At 38.0% G+C, this 18,385-nt stretch carries 17 protein-coding genes and 5 tRNA genes; all 22 read left to right on the top strand.

Annotated features, from left to right (window positions below):
* The first annotated feature begins 23 nt into the window (after positions 1-23).
* The 22 genes from BUA71_RS13185 to rpoB all read left to right on the top strand — a co-directional run bounded on the left by BUA71_RS13185 (position 24) and on the right by rpoB (position 18,332).
* Entirely contained in the window at positions 24-1,304 is a 1,281-nt protein-coding gene (locus BUA71_RS13185; protein ID WP_072880553.1) for a DUF2851 family protein, read from the top strand.
* Positions 1,305-1,434: 130 nt separating this feature from the next.
* Positions 1,435-2,271, top strand: a complete 837-nt coding sequence (locus tag BUA71_RS13180) for a universal stress protein (RefSeq protein ID WP_072880551.1) — start codon at positions 1,435-1,437, stop codon at positions 2,269-2,271.
* A gap of 70 nt (positions 2,272-2,341) precedes the next feature.
* Positions 2,342-2,572: a PspC family transcriptional regulator gene (locus BUA71_RS13175; protein ID WP_072880549.1), complete on the top strand. Its 231-nt coding sequence runs from the start codon at positions 2,342-2,344 to the stop codon at positions 2,570-2,572.
* Between the two features lie 162 nt (positions 2,573-2,734).
* Positions 2,735-4,813: an amino acid carrier protein gene (locus tag BUA71_RS13170; RefSeq protein WP_072880547.1), complete on the top strand. Its 2,079-nt coding sequence runs from the start codon at positions 2,735-2,737 to the stop codon at positions 4,811-4,813.
* A 10-nt stretch (positions 4,814-4,823) separates the two neighbouring features.
* A complete protein-coding gene (locus tag BUA71_RS13165; RefSeq protein WP_072880545.1) occupies positions 4,824-5,690 on the top strand; it encodes a ComEA family DNA-binding protein in 867 nt (288 codons plus the stop codon).
* A 104-nt stretch (positions 5,691-5,794) separates the two neighbouring features.
* Complete coding sequence (locus tag BUA71_RS13160) at positions 5,795-6,964, top strand: acyl-CoA dehydrogenase family protein (protein WP_072880543.1); 1,170 nt, start codon at positions 5,795-5,797, stop codon at positions 6,962-6,964.
* A gap of 90 nt (positions 6,965-7,054) precedes the next feature.
* Positions 7,055-7,249, top strand: a complete 195-nt coding sequence (rpsU, locus tag BUA71_RS13155; protein ID WP_072880541.1) for a 30S ribosomal protein S21 — start codon at positions 7,055-7,057, stop codon at positions 7,247-7,249.
* 100 nt (positions 7,250-7,349) lie between these two features.
* On the top strand, positions 7,350-8,240 hold the full coding sequence (locus BUA71_RS13150) for a tyrosine-type recombinase/integrase (protein WP_072880539.1): 891 nt from the start codon (positions 7,350-7,352) through the stop codon (positions 8,238-8,240).
* Positions 8,241-8,273: 33 nt separating this feature from the next.
* A complete protein-coding gene (gene hpf / locus BUA71_RS13145; protein ID WP_072880537.1) occupies positions 8,274-8,576 on the top strand; it encodes a ribosome hibernation-promoting factor, HPF/YfiA family in 303 nt (100 codons plus the stop codon).
* Positions 8,577-8,676: 100 nt separating this feature from the next.
* Positions 8,677-8,750: transfer RNA gene (locus BUA71_RS13140), tRNA-Thr, on the top strand.
* Between the two features lie 310 nt (positions 8,751-9,060).
* Positions 9,061-9,143 (top strand) — tRNA-Tyr (locus BUA71_RS13135).
* Positions 9,144-9,217: 74 nt separating this feature from the next.
* Positions 9,218-9,290, top strand: a tRNA-Gly gene (locus tag BUA71_RS13130).
* Between the two features lie 238 nt (positions 9,291-9,528).
* A tRNA-Thr gene (locus tag BUA71_RS13125) sits at positions 9,529-9,600 on the top strand.
* Between the two features lie 56 nt (positions 9,601-9,656).
* A complete protein-coding gene (gene tuf, locus BUA71_RS13120; RefSeq protein ID WP_072880535.1) occupies positions 9,657-10,844 on the top strand; it encodes an elongation factor Tu in 1,188 nt (395 codons plus the stop codon).
* A 63-nt stretch (positions 10,845-10,907) separates the two neighbouring features.
* A tRNA-Trp gene (locus BUA71_RS13115) sits at positions 10,908-10,980 on the top strand.
* Positions 10,981-11,438: 458 nt separating this feature from the next.
* Complete coding sequence (gene secE / locus BUA71_RS13110) at positions 11,439-11,636, top strand: preprotein translocase subunit SecE (protein WP_139277103.1); 198 nt, start codon at positions 11,439-11,441, stop codon at positions 11,634-11,636.
* Positions 11,637-11,646: 10 nt separating this feature from the next.
* Positions 11,647-12,198, top strand: coding sequence for a transcription termination/antitermination protein NusG (gene nusG, locus BUA71_RS13105; RefSeq protein WP_072880531.1), 552 nt, complete (start codon positions 11,647-11,649; stop codon positions 12,196-12,198).
* A gap of 77 nt (positions 12,199-12,275) precedes the next feature.
* Positions 12,276-12,713: a 50S ribosomal protein L11 gene (rplK, locus tag BUA71_RS13100; protein WP_072880529.1), complete on the top strand. Its 438-nt coding sequence runs from the start codon at positions 12,276-12,278 to the stop codon at positions 12,711-12,713.
* 18 nt (positions 12,714-12,731) lie between these two features.
* Positions 12,732-13,430 carry a 50S ribosomal protein L1 gene (gene rplA / locus BUA71_RS13095; protein WP_072880528.1) on the top strand — a complete coding sequence of 233 codons (699 nt, stop codon included), beginning with the start codon at positions 12,732-12,734 and terminating at the stop codon, positions 13,428-13,430.
* Between the two features lie 11 nt (positions 13,431-13,441).
* Positions 13,442-13,963, top strand: a complete 522-nt coding sequence (gene rplJ / locus BUA71_RS13090) for a 50S ribosomal protein L10 (RefSeq protein ID WP_072880526.1) — start codon at positions 13,442-13,444, stop codon at positions 13,961-13,963.
* A gap of 57 nt (positions 13,964-14,020) precedes the next feature.
* Positions 14,021-14,395 carry a 50S ribosomal protein L7/L12 gene (gene rplL / locus BUA71_RS13085; protein ID WP_072880524.1) on the top strand — a complete coding sequence of 125 codons (375 nt, stop codon included), beginning with the start codon at positions 14,021-14,023 and terminating at the stop codon, positions 14,393-14,395.
* Positions 14,396-14,522: 127 nt separating this feature from the next.
* Positions 14,523-18,332, top strand: coding sequence for a DNA-directed RNA polymerase subunit beta (gene rpoB / locus BUA71_RS13080; protein ID WP_072880523.1), 3,810 nt, complete (start codon positions 14,523-14,525; stop codon positions 18,330-18,332).
* Positions 18,333-18,385: the final 53 nt, after the last annotated feature.

The raw sequence follows: 18,385 nt of genomic DNA, 5'->3' as shown, positions 1-18,385 counted from the left end.
TTTAGATTTTCCTAATTTTAAAAATGCGGGAAGATTTTTTACATTATCTGTGGAAGTATAAAAAGTTCGATTTCGCCAATGCGAAAACAACGCAGGGCGAAAAAATCTTACTTTTAGATTGCGGTACTCATAACTTTAATGCCGGTCCAGACTTCTTTAATGCCAGGTTAAAAATTGGGGAACAGCTTTGGGCGGGAAATGTAGAACTGCACATAAAAGCTTCAGATTGGTATTTTCATCAACACGAAACAGATCCCAATTACGATAATGTAATCTTGCACGTGGTTTGGGAAGATGATGTCCCGGTTTCCCGTCGGAATAAAACTAGAATTCCTGCATTGAGCTTAAAAAATTTGGTGGATGCAAGTTTAATAAATGAATACCGAAGCTTGTTTGCATCAACTACTACCTGGATAAACTGTGAACAAACTTTTCCCCAGGTCGATAATTTTACACTCAGGCACTGGCAGGAACGTCTGTATTTGGAACGTCTTGAGGAGAAATCCCGGTTAATTGAGCAGCTCTTAAAAAAATCAGAGAACAACTGGGAGGCAGTTTTATTTCAGCTTTTATCGAAAAACTTTGGTTTAAACCTTAATGGGGATGCTTTTTTAAGTGTGGCTCAAAGTTTTGGTTTTTCAGTTCTGCAAAAGTGTGGTGCAGATCACTTAAAATTGGAAGCTCTGTTCCTGGGACAGGCGGGATTATTAGATAGGAATAGGAATACAGCTTATTATAAGGCACTCGAAGCCGAATATCAATACTTAAAGCATAAATTTCGGCTTAGTAATACTGGGATTACCAGACCTAAGTATTTTAGGTTACGGCCAGATAATTTTCCTAATATTCGGTTTTCTCAATTGGCTTCTTTATACACACGGCATAAATATTATTTTTTGGCTTTGATGAAAGCCAATAGTGTGACCTCAATTTATAAACTTTTGGATGCGGAAACAGCTACTTTTTGGGAAACGCACTATAGCTTTACGAAATCCCATAAGAAGCGGAAAAAAGCCCTTCCGAAGAAGTTTAAAGACCTGGTGATTATAAATACGTTGATTCCTTTGCGCTTTTGTTATGCAAAGGCACGTGGTATTGATGAAATTGAATTTTTATTTTCTGTGATGGAACAACTTGCTTCGGAAGAAAATAAAATAACGAAAGGTTTTAATAAATTACGAGCTTCAACTTCTGTAAACGCGATGCAATCCCAGGCTTTATTACAAATGAAACGTCATTATTGCGAGCCCAATAGATGTTTGCATTGCGCAATAGGAACTAAAATATTAAAGGGGGATATTTAAACTTTTTATCCTGAATGGGGAAACATTTTTGATAAGCTGAAAAGTAAAAGGATTTACTGAAAACATAGGGTTTAAACTTTTAGTTATGTAGGGGCTTTCGTATCTTTGAGTAGCCATAAATAACGTAGCCATGATAAGAATTTTGCTGCCAACAGATTTTTCAGAGAATGCATTTAATGCAATTAGGTACGCTGTTAAGTTATATGCCGAGGAGGATTGCCATTTTATTTTACTGCATACCCTTTACAATGCAGATTATATTATGTACAGCAGCCTTGGTGGCATTTATAAAGAAAAGTCTAATGAAGGCCTGGAAAAAACCAAAGAGCGTATAGACCACGAGTTTAATAATGACAGGCATACTTTTGAACTTGTCTCTTCCTACGAAATGCTGCATCAGGAGATAAAGGATCGGGTGAAAGACAGGAGTATAGATATGATTATTATGGGAACTAATGGTGCTACAGGAAGCGATCAAATCTTATTTGGAACTACCACTGTTCACGCCATTAAAGTTGCCAAATGTCCTTTACTGACAATACCTTCAGATTATCAATTTAAAAAGCCTAAAAACATTGTTTTTGCTACAAAATATGAAATAGATTTTTCTGAATATCAAATGAACCTACTTAAGGAGATCGCAGTACGCACTAAAGCAAATATTCACGCGATGCGAGCCAATTATGGTAGCGACTTAAAAGAACGGCAGAAAAACGCTAAAAACGAATTAACAAGGTTTTTTGAGGGGCTTCCGCTTCAACATCACGATATTGCAGCCGATAGCGTTCCACAGGCGTTGGAAAAACTGGCACAAAAAACTCCTATTGACGTTTTAGTTATGATTAAACACAAACGCAGTTTTATAGAAAAACTGTTGTTTACTTCGGTAATTCACGAAATTGGTTTTAACAGTAGCTCACCATTCCTTGTACTTCCGGCAGAAAAATATGAACCGGATAATGAGTAGGTTTTAGAATTTAATTTTCTCATTTTTAACACCAAACACCAAACCGTTTTATAGTAGTACCTTTATCGCTATGAAAAAACTAATTTATAACATTCGGTATTTTTTTGAACGTCATGGCTTCTATGTCTCTTCTCGTCTTGCCGAGAGTATTGGGATGAGGGCAAAAAGTGTTCGTTTGTTTTTTATTTATGCATCTTTTTTCACCCTGGGATTCTGGTTTGTTGTTTATCTAACGCTGGCTTTTTGGTTAAAACTTAAAGATTTGGTATATACAAAGAGAACTTCAGTATTTGATTTGTAGCAGCTATTTGAATTCTTCGGAATAAGAAAGTCTGGGTTAAGTAAAGTGAAATCTCTTTAACAATATTTTACAATTTAACTTGCAAAAATTTGAAAAAGAGTATTTTTTTAGCATCTTGCTTCGCGGAAATATTAAATTTAAACTTAATACTAAATAGTCTCTATGAGAAAGTACTTACTTTCAGCGTTCTTTATATTTTCAATTTTTACAATTAATGCACAAGAACTGGATGTTACAGCCAAAGTTGGAAACCCTTCAAATCTTATAAACGATGGTTTTATAGATCTTGAAGCAACTGGCGGAGAGCCCCCATATCAATATCATTGGTCTAATTCTCAAACATCCTTGCAGTCTTCAAGAGCGCAGGGACTTACCGAAGGTGTACCATATACGGTTACCGTAACCGATAGCCAGGGCAATTCTGTTACCAAAAGTTTTGAAATTAAAGCTGATGCTATTACCGAGCACTTTAACGGTACTTTCGTTCCAATAGTAGAAGCGATGACCTCCATACTCTTTTGGGATCCGTTTACGGCCTTGGGAGTTTATGATCCTAAGGTGTATTCTGAAGAAAGCAATGTACCGGTGCCAGCCTGGAGTGCAGATGCGCAAGATAAATATAAGCTTAAAGAATGGAAAGTAGCAGAAGGATCTCACGCTAATAAAGGTGATCTTATTGCTATTGTGAATTCTGCAAACGAGGGCGATATGGAAGTTTTTGCCAATGGAACTGGTGACGTGGTTCATTTGGTCGATGAAGGGGAAATGATTTGGGATTACGAGAATAATGACGATCTTATTGAGACCAACGCCCACATGTTGGCGCAAATTACTTATGATGAACCTAAGCTTTTAACCAATCCAAACGGGAGTCCCCAAACTCATAATATTCCCTTTATTGTAGTTTGGTTAATTTTTGGAGCAGCTTTCTTTACCATTAAAATGGGCTTCGTGAATTTTAAAGGTTTTAAGCATTCTTTCGATCTTGTAAAAGGAAAATATGACGAGCCCAATGCTCCGGGAAGTATTACACATTTTCAGGCTTTATCTACGGCAGTTTCTGCAACTGTTGGCCTGGGGAATATCGCAGGAGTTGCAGTAGCTATTTCTCTAGGTGGGGCAGGAGCCACTTTTTGGATGATTATTGCCGGCCTGCTTGGGATGGCTTCTAAATTTACCGAATGTACTCTGGGTGTAAAATACAGGTTTATTAATTCTGAAGGGCGAATATTTGGTGGCCCCATGAATTATTTGCGCTACGGACTCGAGAAAAGGAATATGCGCGGATTGGGTAAATTCCTTGCGGCTTTTTTCGCTGTTTTGGGAATTGGAGCTTCTTTTGGCGGTGGAAATATGTTCCAGGCCAATCAATCTTTTGAAATTTTACAGGGACAGTTTTCCTTTTTAGCCGGTAATGGATTCTGGTTTGGGCTTGTAGTAGCCGTTTTAGTGGGAATTGTAATTATTGGCGGAATACAAAGTATTGCTAAAGTAACTGAAAAAGTAGTGCCTTTTATGGCCGCTACTTATGTCCTGGGAGCTTTAGTGGTAATCTTTTTAAATATAGAAAATGTTGGCGCTGCTTTTGGAGCCATTTATGACGGGGCATTTAATCCTACCGCTTTAAAAGGAGGGGTGATTGGTGTGCTGATTGTTGGTTTTCAAAGAGCGGCATTTTCTAACGAAGCCGGGGTGGGGTCTGCAGCGATTGCTCACTCGGCAGCAAAAACAAACCATCCGCCATCTGAGGGTTTTGTAGCATTATTAGAACCTTTTATAGATACTGTTGTAGTTTGTACCCTAACAGCCCTGGTATTGATTTTCACCGGAATGCACGAAGTACAGGGTGTTGGTGGGGTTCAATTAACTTCAGATGCTTTTGCCAGCGTGGTTTCCTGGTTTCCTTATGTACTGGCGGTAGCGGTATTTTTATTTGCTTTTTCTACCATGATCTCCTGGTCTTATTACGGGATGCGTTCTTGGACCTACTTATTTGGAAAAAGCCAAAAAACCGAATTGGTGTACAAGATATTATTTCTTGTTTTTGTGGTGGTAGGAGCTTCTATTAGCCTTGGCGCTGTATTAGACTTTTCAGATATGATGATTTTAGCGATGTCTTTTCCTAATATCATCGGGTTGTACATCATGTCTGGCGAGGTGAGAAGAGATCTTAAAAATTATACCCGTGACCTTAAAGAGGGCAGGTTGTTTAAAAAACAGCCTGAACCCAAAAGCAGCTAATTTTTAACGTATGAAATTTTTAAAACCTCATTTTGTCTTCTCCAGGAGCCAACAAAATGGGGTTTTTCTTTTGGTGTGCATTATAATTATACTTCAATTGGCCTATCATTTTATAGATTTTTCTTCTGAAGAAAAAGAAAGAAACCTCAATACTTCTAAAATAGAAGAATTGCAGAAACATATCGATTCTCTAAAGCAGCTTAAAGAACAGGAAAAAATTGTAGAGATTTATCCCTTTAATCCCAATTATATTTCAGATTTTAAAGGCTATCAATTGGGGATGAATGTGAAAGAAATTGATAGATTGCACCGCTATCGGGAAACGGGTAAATGGATAAATTCTACGACCGATTTCCAAAAGGTTACCGGCATATCAGATTCAATATTGACAAAAATATCTCCTTATTTTAGGTTTCCAGATTGGGTTGTAACCGCTGAAAAAGCGAAAGTGATAAGCAATGCTTCAATTCCCAGAAAAGTTTTAAATTTGAATACTGCTTCCGTAGAGGATTTTGAGGAAATAAGTGGGGTAGGGGAGGTTCTGGCTAATCGAATTGTAAATTACAGAACTAAAATTGGCAAATTCAGAAGTAATCTTCAATTAAAGGATATTTATGGATTGAATTTTGAAACCAGAGAAAAACTTATACGTACTTTTGAAGTTTCTAAAAATGATAAATTTGTGCTGTTAAACATCAATACGGCAAAAGTACTGGAGCTCGTTGAGGTTCCCTATATTAACTATGAGCTTGCCAGGGAGATCATAGATTATCGGCAAATTCACGAGAAAATAACTAGTTTTGAGGAATTATCAAAAATAGAAAGTTTTCCTTCAGATAAAATTGATAGAATTGAATTATATTTGAAAATCGATTGATTTTTCGGAAATAATCGTTGTTTTACTACCAATGATAGTTATGTTGAAAAGCTAAAATTCTCTCACTTTTAGAGCGAGAAGATTAATAAAAAAAGAAAAAGAAAATGAATACAATGTATTTTACAGAGGAACACGAACTTTTTAGAAAAAGTTTTCAAGATTTTTTAAAGAAAGAGGTAGTTCCGCATATTGATAAATGGGAAGAAACCGGAACCATAGAGCGCTTTATTTGGAAAAAGTTTGGTGAAATGGGATACTTTGGTATTAACCAGCCAGAGGAATATGGCGGTATGGGACTGGATATTTTCTACACCGTAATATTTTTGGAAGAACTTCAAAAGATAAATAGTGGCGGTTTTGCTGCTGCTATGTGGGCTCACGCATATTTGGCGATGACCCACGTAAGCAAGGAAGGCGACGATGCAATAAAAAAGAAATACCTCACACCAAGTATTGATGGGGAAAAGATTGGTTGTCTTTGTATCACCGAGCCTTTTGGAGGATCTGATGTTGCTGGAATGCGAAGTACTGCAGTAAAAAATGGCGATAAATATATTCTTAATGGATCTAAAACTTTTATTACCAATGGAGTGTATTCAGATTATTTGGTAGTTGCCGCAAAAACCGACCAGGAAAAAGGGAATAAGGGTATGAGTATTTTTATTGTAGATAGGGATACCCCGGGAATTTCAGCTTCAAAATTAGATAAATTGGGCTGGCGAGCATCTGATACTGCCGAGCTTGCTTTCGATGATGTGGAAATTCCGGACGAAAATTTAATGGGTGAAGAGGGAAAAGGTTTCTCTTATATTATGCAGCATTTCGCTTTAGAGCGGTTAATTATGGGAATAAACTCGCACGCTCGCGCCGAGTATGCCTTAGATTATGCAATGGGTTACATGGCAGAGCGAGAAGCATTTGGTAGTACCATAGATAAATTTCAAGCTCTAAGACATTCTGTAGCAGATATGGCAAGTGAGATAGAGATAAATAAAGAGTTTAATTATTCTGTAGCCAAGAGATTAGACCAGGGGGAATATGTGGTGAAAGAAGCCAGTATGTCTAAGCTGGTTTCTACCAAAATGGCCGATAGGGTTATTTATGATTGCCTGCAATTATTAGGCGGCTATGGTTATATGGAAGATTATCCTTTGGCAAGGATGTTTCGCGACAGTCGCTTAGGTCCCATTGGCGGTGGAACTTCTGAAATTTTGAGAGAAATTATCGCTAAAATGGTAATCGATAAGAAGGAGTACAAACCTGCAGCGCGGTAGGGTAGAATAATTAATTAAAATATAAGTTGTAGGTTCTTAGATTTAAATTATCTTTGCGCACTATTTCTAAAGAAAGGGGGTGATGACACTATGTTAATAATACCAGTAAAAGACGGAGAAAATATAGATAGAGCGCTAAAGCGTTTTAAACGAAAGTTTGATAAAACCGGAACTATGCGACAGCTAAGAAGCCGTCAGCATTTTACTAAACCTTCTGTAGCCAAAAGGGCACAAAATCAAAAAGCAGAATATATTCAGCATTTGAGGGATCAGGAAGATATCTAGTAAATTAAAAATTCTGGTTTTTTGAAATTATATTTCTCAAAATCATATAGGACTGTTGATAGATTAAAGTTTAGTAACTTTGTTTATCAACAGTTTTTTTATGCCCTTTTTTCAATTTCTCGATTACTTACACCTGGAGAAAAATTGTTCTCCCCATACCGTAACTGCCTATAAAGCCGATCTTACATTTTTTGCTGAATTTATTGACGAGGAATTTCATGAAAAAGATTTAAAACAGGTCGTTTATCCACAGATAAGAAACTGGATCGTGGCGTTGGTAGAAGAGGGGCTCTCCAATAAATCTATAAACCGAAAAATTGCTTCCTTAAAAGCTTATTATAAATTCTTGCAAAAAACAGGAGATATTAGTATTTCGCCGCTTGCAAAACACAAAGCCTTAAAAACCAGCAACACATTACAGGTGCCTTTTTCTAAAGATGAAATTGAGCAGGTTCTAAAAGATTTTGATACTTCAGGCTTTGAGGGTGCCCGGGATAAACTAATCGTAAGCTTGTTTTATGCAACCGGTTTAAGGCGCATTGAACTTATAAACATTCAATTGCAAAACTTGAGCTTAAATGATGGTTACATTAAAGTATTGGGTAAGCGCCAGAAAGAGCGAATAATTCCACTGCTTCCCGGAATTAAAGTTGATATAGAAGAATATTTAAAACAACGCCGAGAGATTTTAGAAGGAAAAGAAAATCCATATTTATTTATTACAAAGAAAGGAGTTAAATTATACGAAAGCCTTGTTTATAGAGTTATAAATAATTATTTTAGTAAGGTGTCTGGCAAAACGAAAAAAAGCCCGCATATTTTGCGTCATTCTTTTGCTACACACTTGTTGAACCAGGGCGCTAATTTAAATGCGGTTAAAGAGTTGTTGGGACATTCCAGTCTGGCGGCAACTCAAATATACACGCACAATAGTATTGCAGAACTTAGCGAAGTACATAAAATGGCACATCCCAGGAACAATAAAGATTAACTAATATAATTGTTTAATTAAATACTAGTAAACATGAAAGTAAACGTGCAATCTGTTAATTTCAATGCCGATCAAAAACTTATAGATTTTATCCAGCTAAAATTGGACAAGCTTGAAAATTACTACGATAAAATAATTTTTGCCGATGTTTATCTAAAGGTTCAGAATACAAGCGCAAAGGAAAATAAGATAACAGAAATCCTATTAAGTATTCCCGGAGACGATATCATGGTTAAGAAAACCTGTAAAAAGTTTGAAGAGTGTGTAGATGAGTGTTTTTCATCACTACAAAGACAGCTTATTAAGCGAAAAGAAAAATTAAGCGCACGTGTTTAAATATTTTTTTAAATAATTGTTTTGCGAAAGAAATAATTTATATACATTTGCAGTCCGTTAGAAATAGCGGGCTTTTTTATGCTGAAAACGTAGCGTAAATGCCGATGTAGCTCAGCTGGCTAGAGCAGCTGATTTGTAATCAGCAGGTCGTGGGTTCGAGTCCCTCCATCGGCTCTTGAAATTTTGAAGTATTTAAGATTTTTCGAAGATATAAGTTTTTAGAATTATTTCTGAAAAAAAAGCTGGATACAGTGTGTAGAGTGGTGTTTGGTTTGTCAATACAACTCTTGAAATTTTGAAATAGTGTTTTTAAGCTTTGATTTATTGTAAATCAAGCGAATAAAAATTTTATTTAAAATTTTTTTAAAAATGCTTTGGACGGTGCTGTAAATTTATGTTTATTTGCAGCCGTTAAAAACAACCGTCATAAAGCTTGGTCAGTACGCTGGCTACGGTTCTATGAAATAGTGGAAAAATTAACATTGGGGAGATACTCAAGCGGCCAACGAGGGCAGACTGTAAATCTGCTGTCTTTCGACTTCGCAGGTTCGAATCCTGCTCTCCCCACTTATTAATTCAATTTTCTAAGTTCTCTATTCAAAATTAATCTTGAATTTTGAATTTTAAATCTTGAATTCAATGCGGGAGTAGCTCAGTTGGTAGAGCGTCAGCCTTCCAAGCTGAATGTCGCCGGTTCGAACCCGGTCTCCCGCTCAAAGTCTTTCTGAGGTTCATGAATTACGAACTTGTTTTGAAAGAAGAGTTATAATCGAAAATAGTTTACAAGTTTTAATAATTGTGGCTATTGAGAGATGAATTTAAAAATTCACTGTGAATGAAAAAGCTTTTTAAGCTTTAATGTTTGTTTTAATCACTTACCCATACACCTTTGTTGGTCTATGGTTTTTGTTGTTTAAAGCTGTGAAGTCCTGGAGAGGTTGAACTTTAGATTGCCGACGTAGCTCAGGGGTAGAGCGTTTCCTTGGTAAGGAAGAGGTCATGGGTTCAATTCCCATCGTTGGCTCTAGATTTGTATTAAATTGAACACTAATATATAACTAAGATAAATAAGTATTAATTATGGCAAAGGAAACTTACGATCGTTCCAAACCGCACCTTAATATTGGTACGATTGGACACGTAGATCACGGAAAAACTACTTTAACTGCAGCGATTACTAAAGTAATGGCTGATGCTGGATATTCTGAAGCTAGTGCATTCGATCAAATCGATAACGCACCAGAAGAAAAAGAAAGAGGTATTACTATTAACTCTTCTCACGTAGAGTATCAAACTGAAAAGCGTCACTATGCACACGTTGACTGTCCTGGTCACGCCGACTATGTGAAAAACATGGTTACTGGTGCTGCTCAAATGGACGGTGCTATTCTTGTTGTTGCTGCGACTGATGGTCCTATGCCACAAACTCGTGAGCACATCCTATTAGGACGCCAGGTAGGTATCCCAAAAATCGTTACTTTCTTGAACAAAGTAGATTTAGTTGATGATGAGGAATTGTTAGAGCTTGTTGAGATGGAAGTAAGAGATTTGCTTTCTTTCTACGAGTATGATGGTGATGATGCTCCTGTGATTTCAGGATCTGCATTAGGAGCTCTTGAAGGAGATGAGAAATGGGCTAAGACTGTTATGGAGCTTATGGAAGCAGTGGATTCATGGATTGACTTGCCAGAGCGTGATGTGGATAAACCATTCTTATTGCCAATTGAAGATGTATTCTCAATTACTGGTCGTGGTACTGTTGCTACCGGTCGTATTGAAACCGGAGTTGCAAATACCGGAGATCCTGTAGAGATAATTGGTATGGGAGCTGGAAAACTTACTTCTACAATTACAGGGGTTGAGATGTTCCGTAAGATATTAGATAGAGGTGAAGCAGGTGATAACGTTGGTATCCTTCTAAGAGGTATTGAGAAAACTCAAATCTCTAGAGGTATGGTAATTACTAAGCCTGGATCTGTAACACCTCACTCTAAATTTAAAGCAGAGGTTTATATCCTTAAGAAAGAAGAGGGTGGACGTCATACTCCATTCCATAATAACTACCGTCCTCAGTTTTACGTACGTACAACCGATGTGACAGGAACAATTAGTCTTCCTGAAGGAGTTGAAATGGTAATGCCTGGTGATAACCTTACAATTACTGTTGAGCTTATTAACACAATTGCAATGAATACTGGACTTCGTTTTGCTATCCGTGAAGGTGGTAGAACCGTAGGTGCAGGACAGGTAACTGAAATTTTAGAATAATTACAGTTTAGATATACAAAGGTATCCCGCCGGGGGCGGGGTGCCTTTCTTTATCTTTCTAATACGGGTTTAGCTCAGTTGGTAGAGCACTGGTCTCCAAAACCAGGTGTCGGGAGTTCGAGCCTCTCAACCCGTGCTTAAATGAAAATACTGAATTGCATTAGGCGAGAAGCCTGTCCCGATTGTAGCGATAGCGGAATATCGGGAAGCCTCTCAACCCGTGCTTAAATGAAAATACTGAATTGCATTAGGCGAGAAGCCTGTCCCGATTGTAGCGATAGCGGAATATCGGGAAGCCTCTCAACCCGTGCTTAATTTGAAATATTAAAGTGTATAAGGCGAGAAGTTTATCTTGAGCGAGGGCGAAGGGAGCTTCTCAACTGGTTAACACTGAGCTTGTAAAAGTGTTGAATTACTGAAAATGAATAACGTGAAGAATCTCGGAGTCTGGGTTTCTGTTGAGGGATGTTTTGGGGAGTGAGATTGTTCTAAATCAGTATTTTTTTTGCTTTAAACAGGTTCATAATAGATTATTAAAAATAGACTACACAAAGTTTAAGGTTTTTAACCCTTATCTCGTGTGAATACCATAATATCATGGCAATAGGTAATTATATATCAGAATCTTACAGCGAATTGAAAAACCACGTGACCTGGACCAGCTGGTCTGAGGCGCAACGTCTTACTATTGTGGTGGCGGTTTTTTCAATAATTTTTTCACTTGCAATATGGGGCGTAGATACCGTGTTTAGTGCGGCTATTGAACAATATTTTGAATGGATTAAATCGTAAATATAGTTAAATGTCAGAGGCAAAGGAAAAAAAGTGGTATGTAGTTCGCGCCGTTAGCGGCCAGGAGAACAAGGTGAAAGACTATATTGAAAAAGAGGTCGCCCATCTAAAAATGGAAGACTATTTAGAGCAGGTTCTTGTGCCTACTGAAAAAGTAATTCAGGTAAGAAATGGTAAGAAAGTAAATAAAGAACGTGTTTATTTCCCGGGATATATTATGGTGCAGGCAAACCTGGAAGGGGAGATGTCTCACGTAATTAAAAGTATAAATGGTGTTATTGGATTTTTAGGTGAGACAAAGGGAGGAGACCCCGTGCCTTTAAGAAAATCTGAAGTGAATAGAATGCTTGGTAAGGTTGACGAATTGGCTGTGAAAACAGAAAATGTGGCTATACCGTTTACTATTGGGGAAACCATAAAAGTTATAGACGGACCGTTTAATGGCTTTAATGGTACTGTAGAGAAGATAAATGAAGAAAAGCGTAAGCTTGAGGTAATGGTGAAGATCTTTGGTAGAAAAACACCGTTGGAATTAAGCTATATGCAAGTAGAAAAAGTATAAAGAATTTTTGTTACCAATTTTTTGATGGTTTTTTAAAGCTTCCACTCTAACAAACTATCACCTTAAAATTATAGAAAATGGCAAAAGAAGTAAGTAAAGTTGTAAAACTACAAGTTCGCGGAGGTGCTGCTAACCCATCACCACCAGTTGGACCTGCTTTGGGTGCTGCCGGGGTAAATATCATGGAATTCTGCAAGCAATTCAATGGTAGGACCCAGGATAAACAAGGTAAAGTTTTGCCGGTGAATATCACAGTATATTCAGATAAGTCTTTTGATTTTGTAATCAAGACTCCTCCGGCTGCTGTACAATTGTTGGAAGCATCTAAGAATAAAAAAGGTTCAGGAGAACCAAACAGAAAAAAAGTAGCAAGTGTTTCTTGGGATCAGGTTAGAGCGATCGCAGAAGATAAGATGCAGGATTTAAATACCTTCACCGTAGAATCTGCTATGAAAATGGTTGCTGGAACAGCGCGTTCAATGGGAATAACTGTAAAAGGTGATGCACCGTTTTAATCCAAAAAGAAATTAGAAATGGCAAAATTGACAAAAAAGCGAAAAGAGGCACAATCTAAAATTGAGAGCAATAAAGCTTACTCAGTGGCAGATGCTTCAGCTTTAATTAAAGACGTTGCTAGCGAAAACTTCGATGCATCTGTGGATTTAGCGGTTCGTTTGAATGTAGATCCCAGAAAAGCCAACCAAATGGTAAGAGGTGTTGTAACCCTGCCGCACGGTACTGGTAAAGATGTGAAAGTTCTTGCGTTGGTAACTCCAGATAAAGAAGAAGAGGCTAAAGAAGCCGGGGCCGATTATGTTGGTTTAGATGAGTATTTAGACAAGATAAAAGGTGGCTGGACAGATGTAGATGTGATTATCACTATGCCTAGCGTTATGGGGAAATTAGGTCCTTTGGGCCGAATTTTAGGGCCAAGAGGTTTAATGCCTAACCCTAAAACAGGAACCGTAACAATGGATGTAGCGAAAGCAGTTTCTGATGTAAAAGCTGGTAAAATTGACTTTAAAGTTGATAAAACCGGAATTGTACATGCGGGAATCGGAAAATCATCATTTGATGCTGAAAAACTTGCCGGTAACGCAAGAGAATTATTAACTACTTTAGTGAAGTTGAAACCTCAGGCCGCCAAAGGGGTATATATTAAGAGTATATATATGTCTTCTACAATGAGCCCGAGCGTTCAGGTTGATACTAAAAGGTTCACTGAGCAATAATAGTATAGATTATGACAAGAGAAGAAAAATCAATAGTAATTGAAGATTTAACTGCCCAGTTATCAGATAACTCTGTTGTTTATTTAGCAGATATATCTGGCCTTGATGCCGGAACGACTACCAACTTGCGTAGAGCTTGTTTTAAAGCTAACGTAAAACTGGCTGTAGTTAAAAATACTTTATTGGCTAAAGCAATGGATGCTTCAGACAAAGAATTTGGGGAACTTCCTTCAGTTTTAAAAGGAAACACTTCAATTATGTTATCTGAAGTTGGAAATGCACCAGCCAAAGTAATTAAAGAATTCAGAAAGAAAAACGAAAGACCACTTCTTAAAGGAGCTTTTGTAGATGAGGGAATTTATTTAGGTGACGATTACCTGGAAACCCTTGTTAACATTAAGTCTAAGGAAGAAGTTATTGGAGATATCGTTGGCCTATTGCAATCGCCTGCTAAGAATGTTATTTCAGCACTTAAATCTGGTGGTGGTAAACTGTCTGGTATTCTTAAAACCCTTTCAGAAAAGGAAGGATAACATAGTACGCACTTTTTAACAAATATAAATTAAAGAACTTTTTAAAAACGATAGAAAATGGCAGATTTGAAAGATTTCGCAGAACAATTGGTTAACTTAACCGTAAAAGAGGTAAATGAGTTGGCTGATATTTTAAAAGAAGAATATGGTATAGAGCCTGCAGCTGCTGCAGTAGCTGTTGCCGGTGGTGGAGCCGCTGAAGGTGAAGCTGCTGAAGAGCAAACAGAATTCGACGTAATTCTTAATGCTCCAGGTGGTTCTAAACTTGCAGTTGTTAAGTTGGTAAAAGAACTAACCGGTCTTGGTCTTAAAGATGCTAAAGCATTAGTAGATGGCGCACCAGCTCCAGTTAAAGAAGGAGTTGCCAAAGATGAAGCTGAAGCACTTAAATCACAGCTAGAAGAAGCAGGAGCCGAGGTTGAGCTTAAATAAGCTTGACAAAGCAATATTATTTAGGTTTAGACCTCAGGATACGTTCCTGAAGGTCTAAACCCTTTTGCGTATATAGCCAAAAATCTATAACGCACCCGTTTTTTAATAAATTATAATCCGTCCATTGATGTTAGCAAAGCAAACTGAAAGAGTAAGTTTCTCCTCTGTAAAGAAGCCTGATTATCCCGACTTTTTGGATATCCAAATCAAGTCGTTCCAGGATTTCTTTCAATTAGAAACTAAATCAGAAGAGCGGGGAAATGAAGGTCTTTATAATACCTTCCTGGAAAACTTCCCTATTACGGATACCCGTAACCAATTTGTACTAGAATTTTTAGATTATTTTGTGGACCCACCCAGATATTCCATTCAGGAATGTATAGAGCGTGGGTTGACTTATAGTGTACCGTTAAAAGCCAGGTTAAAATTATATTGTACCGATCCTGAACACGAAGATTTTGAAACTATTGTACAGGACGTTTATTTAGGGACTATTCCTTATATGACCCCTAGTGGTACCTTTTGTGTAAACGGAGCAGAACGTGTGGTAGTATCTCAACTTCACCGTTCACCTGGAGTCTTCTTTGGACAATCGTTCCACGCAAATGGAACAAAACTATATTCTGCCCGTGTAATTCCTTTTAAAGGTTCCTGGATAGAATTTGCTACCGATATTAACAGCGTGATGTATGCTTATATCGATAGAAAGAAAAAGTTACCTGTAACCACGCTTTTCCGTGCCATTGGTTTTGAGCGCGATAAAGATATTTTAGAGATTTTTGACCTTGCAGAAGAGGTGAAAGTTTCTAAAACAGGACTTAAAAAAGTATTGGGCCGTAAACTGGCCGCACGTGTATTGAACACCTGGTATGAAGATTTTGTGGATGAAGATACAGGAGAGGTTGTTTCGATAGAACGTAACGAAATTGTATTAGATCGTGATACCGAGCTTAATAAAGATCACATAGAGGAAATTCTTGAAACCGGCAGTAAAACAATTCTACTGCATAAAGAGGATAATTCTACCGGAGATTACGCGATTATTCATAATACACTTCAAAAAGATCCTACAAACTCAGAGAAAGAGGCAGTAGAACATATCTACCGTCAATTGCGTAATGCTGAACCGCCAGACGAGGAAACTGCGCGCGGTATTATTGATAAATTGTTCTTCTCAGACCAGCGTTACAGCCTTGGGGAAGTAGGTCGATATAGAATGAATAAAAAACTTGGTCTTGATGTGGCTATGGATAAGCAGGTGCTTACCAAAGAAGACATCATTACCATTGTAAAATATTTAATAGAGCTTATTAACTCTAAAGCAGAGATAGATGATATTGACCACCTTTCTAACCGTCGTGTTAGAACTGTTGGTGAGCAACTATCTCAGCAGTTTGGTGTTGGTCTTGCCCGTATGGCACGTACCATTCGTGAAAGAATGAACGTTCGTGACAACGAGGTATTTACTCCAATAGATTTAATTAACGCCAAGACATTATCTTCGGTGATTAATTCTTTCTTTGGTACCAACCAGTTGTCTCAGTTTATGGACCAAACCAACCCACTGGCAGAAATCACGCATAAGCGTCGTCTTTCTGCATTAGGTCCGGGTGGTTTATCCAGGGAAAGAGCAGGTTTTGAGGTACGTGATGTTCACTACACACACTACGGAAGACTTTGTCCTATTGAAACTCCCGAGGGTCCAAACATTGGGCTTATTTCTTCACTTTCGGTTTATGCGAAAGTAAATGGAATGGGCTTCATTGAGACACCATACCGAACTGTTGAAAATGGAAAAATAAATATTTCTGAAGAGCCTATATACCTAAGTGCTGAAGAGGAAGAGGACAAAAAGATCGCTCAAGCTAACATCCCTCTTAAAGACGATGGTACTATAGATTCTGAAAGAGTAATTGCAAGAATGGAGGGTGACTTCCCGGTAGTAGATCCAAAAGAGATACACTATACCGATGTTGCACCAAACCAGATTTCTTCAATCTCGGCTTCGTTAATTCCGTTTTTGGAACACGATGATGCGAACCGTGCCTTGATGGGATCTAACATGATGCGCCAGGCATTACCATTATTGCAAGCAGATTCTCCTATTGTAGGAACAGGATTGGAGCGCCAGGTAGCTACAGATTCCCGTGTATTGATTAATGCTGAGGGCGATGGTGAAGTGGAATATGTAGATGCAAAACAAATTATTATTAAATACGACCGTAGCGAAGAAGAGCGTATGGTAAGTTTTGATAGTGATTCAAAAAGCTACGATCTTATTAAGTTTCGTAAAACAAACCAGGGGTCTTCTATTAACCTAAAACCTATTGTTAGGGTTGGTGACAGGGTAACCAAAGGACAGGTGTTATGCCAGGGTTACGCTACAGAAGCAGGAGAACTTGCACTGGGAAGAAACATGAAGGTTGCTTTTATGCCCTGGAAAGGTTACAACTTTGAGGATGCGATTGTAATTTCAGAAAAAGTGGTAAGGGAAGATATTTTTACTTCTATCCACGTAGATGAATACTCGCTTGAAGTTAGGGATACCAAACTTGGAAACGAAGAATTGACCAATGATATTCCAAACGTTTCAGAAGAGGCTACCAAAGACCTTGATGAACACGGGATGATTAGGATTGGTGCCGAGGTTAAACCTGGGGATATTCTTATTGGTAAAATTACACCAAAAGGAGAGAGTGACCCAACTCCGGAAGAGAAATTACTTCGTGCCATCTTTGGAGATAAAGCAGGAGATGTAAAAGACGCATCCCTTAAAGCTTCTCCATCACTTAATGGTGTGGTTATAGACAAGAAATTGTTTGCCCGTGCTATTAAAGATAAACGCAAGAGAGCGCAGGATAAAGAAGATGTTGCAGCATTAGAGAAAAAGTATGACGCTAAATTTGCTAATTTAAAGGCTGAGCTTGTAGATAAATTATTTACAATTATTGGCGGAAAAACAGCACAGGGCGTTCAAAATGATCTTGGAGAAGAGGTAATGCCAAAAGGGAAGAAATACACCCTTAAGATGTTAAATTCGGTAGATGATTATACCCACTTAACGCACGGCACCTGGACGACAGATGATCACTTAAACACTTTGGTTGCAGATCTTATCCACAACTATAAAATTAAGGAAAACGATCTTCAGGGGAACTTGAGAAGAGAGAAGTTTACCATCTCTGTTGGAGATGAGCTTCCATCTGGTATCCTTAAACTTGCTAAAGTTTACATCGCCAAGAAACGTAAGCTTAAAGTAGGGGATAAGATGGCGGGACGTCACGGTAACAAAGGTATTGTTGCCAGGATTGTGCGCCAGGAAGATATGCCATTCCTTGATGATGGTACTCCGGTAGATATCGTGTTGAACCCACTTGGGGTACCTTCACGTATGAATATTGGACAGATCTATGAAACTGTTCTTGGATGGGCCGGCCAGAAGCTTAACACGAAATATGCAACACCAATTTTTGATGGTGCCAGTATAGATCATATTAATGAGCTTACCGATAAAGCCGGAATTCCAAGATATGGACATACTTATCTATATGATGGTGGTACAGGTGATAGATTTGACCAACCTGCTACAGTAGGGGTAATCTATATGCTGAAACTGGGCCATATGATTGAAGATAAAATGCACGCCAGGTCTATTGGTCCATACTCTCTTATTACCCAGCAACCGCTTGGTGGTAAGGCACAGTTTGGTGGACAGCGATTTGGAGAGATGGAAGTTTGGGCCCTTGAAGCTTATGGAGCCTCAAGTACCCTGCGTGAAATCTTAACAGTGAAGTCTGATGATGTTATAGGAAGGGCTAAAACTTACGAATCTATCGTAAAAGGAGAGCCTATGCCAGAACCCGGCCTGCCGGAATCTTTCAACGTACTTATGCACGAATTGAAAGGTCTTGGTTTGGATATTAAATTAGAAGAATAATAAAAAGTTTACAGTATTCAGTGGTAGTTTTTACTGCTGCTGAATACTGATAT

This window comes from Salegentibacter echinorum (genome assembly GCF_900129445.1).
GTDB classification, from domain to species: domain Bacteria; phylum Bacteroidota; class Bacteroidia; order Flavobacteriales; family Flavobacteriaceae; genus Salegentibacter; species Salegentibacter echinorum.
The sequence above is the reverse complement of the archived record's forward strand: the minus strand, read 5'-3'. Positions and strand labels throughout refer to the sequence as shown.